This window comes from Streptomyces sp. CAU 1734, from assembly GCF_039888735.1.
Taxonomy (GTDB): domain Bacteria; phylum Actinomycetota; class Actinomycetes; order Streptomycetales; family Streptomycetaceae; genus Streptomyces.
Window position 1 is genome coordinate 1 of sequence record NZ_JBDQQP010000017.1, and the last position, 9794, is coordinate 9794.

The 9794-nt window shown below is 75.6% G+C and carries 5 protein-coding genes; all 5 read left to right on the plus strand.

What is annotated here, in order from left to right; genetic code table 11:
• The coding region (locus tag AAFN69_RS28210) for a phosphopantetheine-binding protein (RefSeq protein ID WP_347731670.1) at nucleotides 1-494 on the plus strand (494 nt) is incomplete at its 5' end.
• A complete protein-coding gene (locus tag AAFN69_RS28215) occupies nucleotides 491-1300 on the plus strand; it encodes an alpha/beta fold hydrolase (RefSeq protein WP_347731671.1) in 810 nt (269 codons plus the stop codon). The genes AAFN69_RS28210 and AAFN69_RS28215, both read left to right, overlap by 4 nt.
• 149 nt (nucleotides 1301-1449) lie before the next feature.
• Nucleotides 1450-2484: a TauD/TfdA family dioxygenase gene (locus tag AAFN69_RS28220; RefSeq protein WP_347731672.1), complete on the plus strand. Its 1035-nt coding sequence runs from the start codon at nucleotides 1450-1452 to the stop codon at nucleotides 2482-2484.
• A gap of 5 nt (nucleotides 2485-2489) precedes the next feature.
• Entirely contained in the window at nucleotides 2490-4304 is a 1815-nt protein-coding gene (locus AAFN69_RS28225; protein WP_347731789.1) for an amino acid adenylation domain-containing protein, read from the plus strand.
• A gap of 10 nt (nucleotides 4305-4314) precedes the next feature.
• Nucleotides 4315-9600: a condensation domain-containing protein gene (locus AAFN69_RS28230; RefSeq protein WP_347731673.1), complete on the plus strand. Its 5286-nt coding sequence runs from the start codon at nucleotides 4315-4317 to the stop codon at nucleotides 9598-9600.
• Nucleotides 9601-9794: the final 194 nt, after the last annotated feature.

Sequence of the window (9794 nt, forward strand, 5' to 3'; positions counted from 1 at the left end):
CCACCACCACACCCCACGACATCCGCACCTACCTCCGCCAACACCTCCCCGACCACATGATCCCCACCCACATCACCACCCACCACCAACTCCCCCTCACCCCCAACGGCAAAATCGACAAACAGGCTCTGCTCGCCCTGCCGAAGCCCGGGCCCGAGACCGCCGGTGCCGCCGGCCGGCCGCCGCGGACAGCACTGGAGCGGACCGTCTGCGCGGCCTTCGGGGACGCCCTCGGAACCGATGTACCGCCCTGCCCCGACGACGACTTCTTCGCCCTCGGCGGCCACTCCCTGGTCGCCGCGAGGCTCGCCAACCGCCTGAGCCGCGCCCTGGAGCTGAAACTCACCCTCCGGGACGTGTTCCGGCACCCGACGCCCGCCCGGCTGGCCGCGTACCTCGAAACCGGCCCGGCCGACACCACGACCGCCCCCGAACCGCGGCGTGCCAGGCCCGTCCTGCGCCGCCGCACCGACCAGGAACGGATCACCTCATGACCGACGGGATCGCCCCCCTCCCCAACGCCGACGACATCGTCTGGGACCTGCCCGGCGACGGACCGCAGCGGACCGCGCTGCTGGTGCTGCCGCACGCCGGCGGCAACGCCCATGCCTACGCCGACTGGCGGGACCGGCTCCCGGCGGACGTACGGCTGCTGATCGGCCAGTACCCGGGCCGAGGCGCCCGCTACGCCGAGGAACTGCCCACGACCATCGCCGATCTGGCCGGCCCCGTGGCGGCGGCGCTCCCCGGCGATCTGCCAGAGGACCTGGTCGTCCTCGGTCACAGCATGGGCTCGCTCGTCGCCTTCGAGGTGGTACGGCGGCTCGCCGCGGCCGGCCGGCCCGCCCGTGCCCTGGTGGCCTCCGCCTGCCGGGCACCGTTCCTGCCGAACCCCAGCGCCGTGCACCCGGAGCGGCTCGACGACGACCAGCTGGTCGCCGCCATCAAGGAACGCGGCGGCACCGACGACGGGATCCTCGACGAGCCCGAGCTGCGCGAGATCATCATCCCGTCGATCAGGGCCGATTTCGCCATCGACGACGTGTACCGGTGCTCCGCGGCGGAGGCCGCGGTGGACTGCCCGGTCACGGTCATCGGCGGGGACCGGGATCCCGTGGTGCCGGTCGCGGCGCTGGACCGCTGGGCCGAGATCACCGGGGCCGGGTTCGCGGCGCACATCCTGCCGGGCGGCCACTTCTACTTCCAGCAGCAGCTGCCCGCCTTCTTCGCCCTGCTCGGCACCGTACTCGGGGACGGCGCCGAGCCCGCGTCCGGAAGGCTCACCGCCGCGGCCGCCTGAAGCGCCCGCCCCTGTTCCCCGGGAGCTCTCCGTTCTCCCGTACTCCTTCCGGTTTCCGCTCCCCGTCCGCTCCCGCTCCGCATTCCGATCCCGAGCAGTTCACTTCCCGAGCAGTTCACTTCCCGATCCCGAAGCAGAGGACTCCTGCGATGACGACCTTCGCCGACGCCCACGCCCTGCGCGGCCTGACCGTGATCCGCGAGCCGGGCAGGCCCGCCGTCGTGATCACCCCCGGCCATCACTCCATCGAGGCCGCGGCCGCCTGGCTGACCGAGCACCGGACCGCCGTCCAGGCGGAGCTGCACCGCTCCGGAGCGGTGCTGCTGCGCGGGCTGCCGGTCCATGACGCGGCGGCCTTCGCGACCGCCCGCGATGCCCTGATCGAACAGCGGGCCGGCTACAAGGAGAAGGCGACCCCGCGCACCGACTTCGGCGAGGGGGTGTTCTCCTCCACCGACCTCCCGGCCGCCCAGCCGATCAGACTCCACAACGAGAACAGCTACACCCTCGACTTCCCGGGAGTGCTGCTCTTCGGCTGCATCACCGCGCCCCGGGAGGGCGGCGCCACCACCATCGGCGACATGCGGGAGGCTCTGAGACTGCTCCCCGAGGGGTTGCGCGCCCGGTTCGAGAAGGCCGGCTGGCTGCTCGTGCGCAACTACTCCGAACTGGCCGGCCTGCCCTGGTACACGACCTTCGCGACCGACGACAGGGCGGTCGCCGAGGGCTACTGCGACGAGAACACCATCGGATACGAGTGGGCGGACGACGACTCCCTCGTCACCCGGCAGCGCCGCTCGGCGATCATCACCCACCCGGTGACCGGGGAGCGGGTCTGGTTCAACCACTTCGCGTTCTGGAACAGCCGCACCCTCGACCCGGACGTCCGCGAGGTGCTGGAGGAGACGTACGGCCCGGACGGACTGCCGTTCAACACCTATCTCGGCGACGGCACCCGGCTCACGGACGCCGAGGTCGACGCCGTCAACGAGGTCTACGACCGGGTCACGGTCCGGGAGAGCTGGCAGGAGGGCGATCTGATGCTCGTGGACAACATCCTCTGCGCCCACGGGCGGGAGTCCTTCTCCGGCGACCGGAAGATCCTCGTCGCCATGGGCGAGCCGGTCGCGCTCGCCGACTGCTCGCCCGCCAGCCCGGCGTCCACCACCGTCCACGGGGAGTGAGCACCATGACCGCCGTCCTGCCCGAGCGCACCCCGTCCCTCTCCTCGGCGCGGCCGCGCGATCTGCTGGAGCGGCTGGCCGCCGCCCCCGGCGGCCGTACCGCCGTGGTCGCCGCCGACCGCGAGCTGACGTTCGGCGAACTGCGCGCCGGCGCCATGCGGATCGCGGCCGGGCTCGCCGCGCACGGCGTGGGCCCCGAATCCGTGGTCGCGCTCTGCCTGCCGCGCGGCGCGGGGCTGGTCACCGCGTTGATCGGCACCCTCACCGCGGGCGCCGCCTATCTCCCCGTGGATCCCAAGCTGCCCGCCGGACGGCGCCGCTATCTGGTCGAGGACTCCGGAGCCGATGTCGTCGTCACCCCGGACGGCGGCCCCGACGGCGCGTTCCCGGCCGGGGTGCCGCAGCTCGGCCTGGCGGAGCTGCTCGCCGGCGGCACCGCCGCGCCCGACTACCGGCCGGTCCCGGTGGCCACGGACAGCCTCGCGTACGTCATCTACACCTCGGGCTCGACGGGCCGCCCCAAGGGCGTCGAGATCGGCCGGGGCGCCGCGGCCCGGCTCCTCGCCGAGCTGGAGGACGCCGGGATCGCGGCGGGCGACGGCGCCCGGGTGGGCTGGAACGCCTCCCCGTCCTTCGACGCCTCCGTGCAGCAGTGGGTCCGGGTCTGCCGCGGCGACACCCTCGTCATGGTCGACGACGAGACGCGCGCCGACCCCGCGCTGCTCGCCGCGTTCGCCGACACGCATGCCCTGAACGATCTCGACCTGACGCCCTCGCACGCCGAACCGCTGCTGGAGCTGCTCTCCGCCGACGGCGGGCCGCGCCCGCTGACCCTGCTGATCGGCGGTGAGGCGATCGGACCCGCCCTCTGGTCCCGGCTCGCGGAACTGACCGCCGCGGGCACGGTCCGTGCCGTCAATCTGTACGGCCCCACCGAGTGCACCGTGGACGCCACCGCCGGGTGGATCGAACCGGTCGCCGGGGGGACCCCGCACCTCGGCGCCGTACTGCCCGGGCTGCGGATGCGGGTGCTGGACGAGAAGCTGGCGCCCGTCGGCCCGGGCGGGACCGGCGAACTGTATCTGGCCGGGCCCCGGGTGGGCCGCGGCTACCGGCGCCGCCCCGGGCTCACCGCCGACCGGTTCACCGCCGACACCGGCCCCGGCGCGGAGCCCGGCGGGCGGATGTACCGCACCGGGGATCTGGTACGGCTGCTGCCGGACGGCCGGCTCGGCTATCTCGGCCGCGCCGACGGCCAGGTGAAGCTGCGGGGGTTCCGGATCGAACTCCCCGAGATCGAAGCCGTCATGACCGCCCACGGCTCCGTCGCCGAGGCCGTCGTCGTCCTCCGCGACGACGTCCACGGCGCGCCGGGGCTCGTCGGCTACTACCGGCCCGCGGCACCGGTGACCGAAGCGGCCCTCACCGGGCTGCTGGAGGCCTCGCTGCCGGCGTACATGGTGCCCGCCGTACTGGTCGCCGTGGACCGCTTCCCGACCACCGTCAACGGCAAGCTGGACCGGGCCGCGCTGCCCGCGCCGCCTCACGGGGCCCCGGTTCCCGCCGCGGCGGACGACAGTCTCTCGGCTTCCGAGCGGCTGATCGGCGAGGTGTGGACGACCGTTCTGCGGGCGTCCTCCGTCGGCCCCGACGACAACTTCTTCAAACTGGGCGGCCATTCGCTGCTGGCCATCAAACTGGTGTCGCGGGTCCGGTCCGAGCTGGGCGTGGCCCTGCCGGTGAAGGCCGTCTACGCCCATCCGCGGCTGCGGGACCTGGCCGCGCACATCGACGGGCTCGTCGCAGCCCAGGACGGATGAGGACATCGCCGTGAACACTCTGTCGTTCGCCCAGCGCCGTCTCTGGTTCCTGGGACGGCTGGCGGGCCCCTCGGCCGCCTACAACGCCCCGGTGGTGCTCCGGCTCGACGGGACGCCCGACCCGGCGGTGCTCGGCGCTGCCCTCGCCGATCTGGCCGAACGGCACGAGGTGCTGCGCACCGTCCTGCCCGCCGGGCCGGACGCGGAACCCCGCCGGGAGGTACGGGACGCCTCGGAGCTGCCCGCGCCGGAGGTGGTCCGCTGCCCGGCGGCCGCGGTCGACGCGCGGGTGACCGCCTTCGTCCGGGAGCCCCTCGACGTCACCGCAGGACTCCCGCTGCGGGCCGCGCTGTTCGTCCCCGAGGAGACCGGGACCGGCGCCGCCGGTGCGGTGCTGGTGCTGCTCGTGCACCACATCGCCACCGACGGCTGGTCCGTCCGCCCGCTGCTGCGGGATCTGGACACCGCCTACACGGCCCGGCTCGCGGGCCGGGCACCCGGCTGGGAACCCCTGCCGGTGCAGTACGCCGACTACGCGCTCTGGCAGCGGGAGCTGCTCGGCGCGCCGGGCGATCCGGGAAGCCTGGCGGCGGAGCAGCTCGCACACTGGCGGCGGGCCCTCGACGGGGCGCCCGGGGTGACGCCGCTGCCCGTGGACCGGCCGCGGCCCGCCGAGCCGTCCGGGCGCGGGGCGACGCTGACCGCGCGTGTCCCGGCCGCCACCCACCGCGCGCTGCTGGCCGTGGCCCGGGAGCACGGGGCGAGTGCTCCGATGGCGGTACGGACCGCCCTGGCGGCCGCGCTCACCGCGGCCGGCTGCGGCTCCGACCTGGTGATCGGCACCCCGGTCGCGGGCCGCCCCGAGGAGGAGCTCAACGAGCTCGTCGGGTTCTTCGTCAACACCCTGGCGCTGCGGACGGACGTATCCGGCGAGCCGAGTCCGGCCGCGCTCCTCGAACGGGTGCGCGACGCCGATCTGATCGCCTACGAACACCAGGACCTGCCCTTCGAGCTGCTGGTGGAGGAGCTGGCGCCCGAGCGGTCCCTCGGCCACCACCCGCTGTTCCAGGTGATGCTGACCGTCGACGGCGCCGAGGGCCCGGAAGGCGCCCGGTCCGCCGGGCCGGTGCCGCTGGGGCCGGAGCTGACCGGTGTCCCGGGCACCGCGGACCTGGCGGCCGCCAAGTTCGACCTGACCTTCTTCTGCGCCCGGCGGGCGGCCCCCGACGGTTCCCCCGACGGGCTCGACCTGGCCCTCGGCTACGCGGTCGACCTGTTCGACGAGGCCACGGCGGAGCTGCTGCTGGATCTCTTCGTCCGGGCCCTGGAGGCCCTGGCCCACGACTCCGGGCGGCCGCTCGGCCCGCTGTCGCTGGCCACCGCGGACGAGCGGGCCGCGCTGACGGCCCGGCACACGGCGGCGGCCCGGAGCACCCCCGCGCCGCCGGCCGCCCGAACCGGTCGGCGCGATGCCGGCGCGCCCCGGGAGGAGATCCTCCGCGGGCTCTTCGCCGAGATCCTCGGCCGCCCCCGGATCGGTCCGGACGACAGCTTCTTCCGGACCGGCGGGCATTCGCTCCTCGCGGGCAGGCTGGTCAACCGGATCCGGGCCGTCCTGGGGCTGGAGGCGGGCATCCGGGACCTGTTCCTGGCCCCCACCCCCGCGGCCCTGCACCGGCGGCTCACCGAGGCCGCCCGGACCCGGGCGGGCGGTACACCCCGGCCCGTACCGCGACAGGTGCCGGAGCCGGCCCGGCCGGACCGGCTGCCGCTGTCCGCGTCGCAGCGGGCGCTCTGGCTGCTGGCCCGGATCGACGGCCCGTCCGCCCTGTACAACGCGCCGGTCGTGCTCCGGCTCGACGGGACGCCCGACGCGGTCGCGCTCGGCGCGGCCCTCGCCGATCTCGCCGCACGGCACGAGGTGCTGCGCACCGCCTATCCGCAGCTGGGCGGGGAGCCGTACCAGCGGATCGTGGCGGACTTCGCCCCCGTTCTCGACCTCGTCCCGTGCGCGGGCCCGGACGAACTCGACCGGCGGGTGGCCGGGTTCGGCCGGACACCGCTCGACCCGACGGACGGAGTGCCGCTGCGGGCCGCGCTGTTCACCACCGGCGGCGGTCCCAGCGCCCTGGTCCTGCTGGTCCACCACATCGCCGTCGACGGCTGGTCCCTCGCCCCGCTGCTGCGGGATCTGGACACCGCCTACACGGCCCGGCTGGCCGGCCGGGCACCCGGCTGGGAAGCCCTGCCGGTGCAGTACGCCGACTACGCGCTCTGGCAGCGGGATCTCCTCGCCGAACCGGACGCCCTCCTGGACCACTGGCGGAAGGCGCTGGACGGACTGCCGGAGCGGACGGATCTGCCGTACGACCGGCCCCGGCCCGCCGAACCCACCGGCCTCGGCGGCACCGCCGGCGCCCGTCTCGGGCCCGAGGTGGCCGGCGGGCTGGCCGCGCTCGCCCGCGAGCGGAACGCCAGCCTGTTCATGGTGGTACGGGCCGCCCTCGCCGCGGCCCTGACGGCGGCCGGCGCGGGCACCGACCTCGCCGTCGGCACCCCGGTCGCGGGGCGCTCCGACGAGGCCCTGCACGATCTCGTCGGCTGCTTCGTCAACTCCCTGGTGCTGCGCGCCGACACCTCCGGCGGCCCCACGGCCGCCGAGCTGGTGGACCGGGTCCGGGAGAGCGACCTCGCCGCCTTCGACCATCAGGACCTGCCCTTCGAGCTGCTGGTCGAGCAGGTGAGCGAGTCCTCGGGCCGGGCCCTGGGCGAACACCCCTTCTTCCAGGTGATGCTGACCGTGCGGACCGCCGGTGCGGCGGACGGCACCGGCCCGGTCCGGCTCGGCCCGCTGACCGCCGATGCCGGGTCCGTCGACCTGGGGGCGGCGAAGTTCGATCTGAGCTTCCACTGCGAGGAGGAACCGGACGGCGGACTGCGGCTGCTCCTCGGCTATGCGCGGGACGTGTTCGACGAGTCCACGGCCGCTCTGCTGCTCGATGTGTACGGCCGGGCGCTCACCGCGTTCGCCGCGGACGCCGGCCGGCCGCTCGCCGCGCTCGGGCTGGTCACCGCCGTGGAGTCGGAGGGGTTCGCGGCCCGCCGGGAGCGGCTCGCCGCGGCGGAGGCGGCAGCGGCGGCCGGACGGGCGGGCGGGCCCGGGGAGACGGGGCACCCCCGGGTGGAGCTGCTCAGCGGTCTGTTCGCGGAGGTACTCGACCGGCCGCGGGTCGGCCCCGGTGACAACTTCTTCCGTATCGGCGGGCATTCACGGCTGGCCAGCCGGCTGGTCAACCGGATCCGGGCGGTCCTCGGCGTGGAGACCGGGATCCGTGATCTGTTCCTCGCACCGACGCCCCTCGCCCTGCACGGACGGCTCCCCGCGGGCCCGGACGCCGGGGAGCGGCCGCCGCTGCGCCGCGCCGAGCGGCCCGAGCGGATCCCGCTCTCCCCGGCCCAGCGACGGCTGTGGTTCACCGACCAGCTGGACGGGCCGTCCGCCACGTACAACATCGCGCTGGTACGGAGGCTCCACCGGCCGCTGGACCCGGCCGCACTCGCCGCCGCGCTCGCCGACGTCGCCGAACGGCACGAGGTGCTGCGGACCGTCTACCGGACCGAGGGCGGGGAACCGTACCAGCTCGTCCTGGACGGGGCCCGGCCGCAGCTGGAGCTCGGTTTCCCCGCCGATCCGGCGGCCGCCGCGGACGAGGCGGCGGGCCAGGTGTTCGACCTGGCGCGCGATCTGCCGTTCCGGGCCCGGCTGTTCCTGCCCTCCGGCGGCGACGGGCGGCAGACCCTCGTCCTGCTGCTGCACCACATCGCGGCCGACGGCTGGTCCGTCGACTGCCTGCTCGCCGATCTCGCCACCGCCTACGCGGCCCGGGCCGCGGGCTCGGCGCCCGGCTGGGCGCCCCTGCCCGTGCAGTACGCGGACTACGCGCTCTGGCAGCGGGAGCTCCTCGGCGGCGACGGGCGCGAGGAGCGGCTCGGTTTCTGGGAGCGGACCCTCGCCGGGCTGCCGCCGCTGACGGACCTGCCCGCCGACCGGCACCGGCCGCCGGTGCCCTCCGGGCGGGGCGCGCTCACCGGATTCACCGTCCCGGAGCCGGTGCGGGCCGGTCTCGAACGGATCGCCCGGTCCACCGGCAGCACCCTCTTCATGGTGGTCCACGCGGCCCTCGCGGCCGTGCTCGCGCGCTGCGGCGCCGGACCCGATCTCGCGGTCGGCACGGTCGTCGCGGGCCGGGACGACCAGGCGCTCAACGGTCTCGTCGGCTTCTTCGTCAACACCCTGGTGCTGCGCACCGACACCTCGGGCGACCCGTCCTTCAGCGAGCTGGTGCGACGGGTGCGGGAGGCCGATCTGGCGGCGTACGCCCACCAGGACGTGCCCTTCGACCTCGTCGTCGAACACCTCAACCCGCACCGTTCGTCGGCCCATCACCCGCTGGCGCAGGTGATGCTGCGGGTGGACCCGGAGCCGGACGGCGGCGGGCCGGGAGGCGGCGGCCCGGACGGGCCGCTGGCCGGTGAGGTGCTGCCCCACGGCTCGTCGACCGCGAAGGCGGACCTGACGTTCGCGCTGACGGGGGGTGCCGGGCACGGCGGTCTGGACGGTGTCCTGGAGTACGCCACGGATCTGTACACGGAGGCCGGGGCGGAGCGCCTGGGCGCGCTTCTGACCGGTGCGCTGGCCCTGTTCGCCGCCGATCCGGAGGTCCGGATCGGGTCGCTTCCGGACGGGCCCGGGCGGCCGGGGACGGGGCCCCGCGGCACCGTCGCGGGCTACCGGATCGACCTCGGGCACGTCCGGGACGTCCTCGGGGCACAGCCCGGGGTCGACGGCGCGGAGGTGGTAATCGACGAGGGGAGGCTCGTGGCCCGGCTGACGGGCGAGGTCACGGAGGCGGATGCGCAGTCGTGGGCGGCGGAACGGCTGCCGGAGTACGCGGTGCCGGGGGTGGTGACGGTGACGCGGCCCGGTGGCGGCCGCCCGCCGGGCCCCGGGGAGCCGTCCCCCGGCGACGGGCGGCTGCCGTTGATGCTGGCCCTGTTCCGGGAGGTGCTCGACCGCGAGGAGGTGACGCGGGACGCGAACTTCTTCCGCTCGGGCGGGCATTCGCTGCTGGCGGTGCGGCTGCTGAACCGGGTCCGGACGGAGCTGGGCCGGGAGCTGACACTGCGGGATGTGTTCCGGCACCCGACGCCGACGGCGCTGGCGGCACTGCTGGACGCGGCGCCGGTACCGCCGGCGGTTCCGGCGCTCAGGAGGCGGGTGCACCGGGCGCGGTGAGCCGGGGGCCCGGCGGAGGGGCCGCCCCGGTGCTCCGAGCCGCGCCGGCCCGGCGGCGGGGGCGGTGAGCCGCGGGTCCGCCGGACGGAACGCCCGGGTGCCCCGAGCCGTCAAAGCCCGGGCGCGGTTCCGGCCCGGGCGCGGTTCCGGCCCGGGCGCCCCCGGTGGGCTCGGTGCTCGCGCCCCGGGCGGCG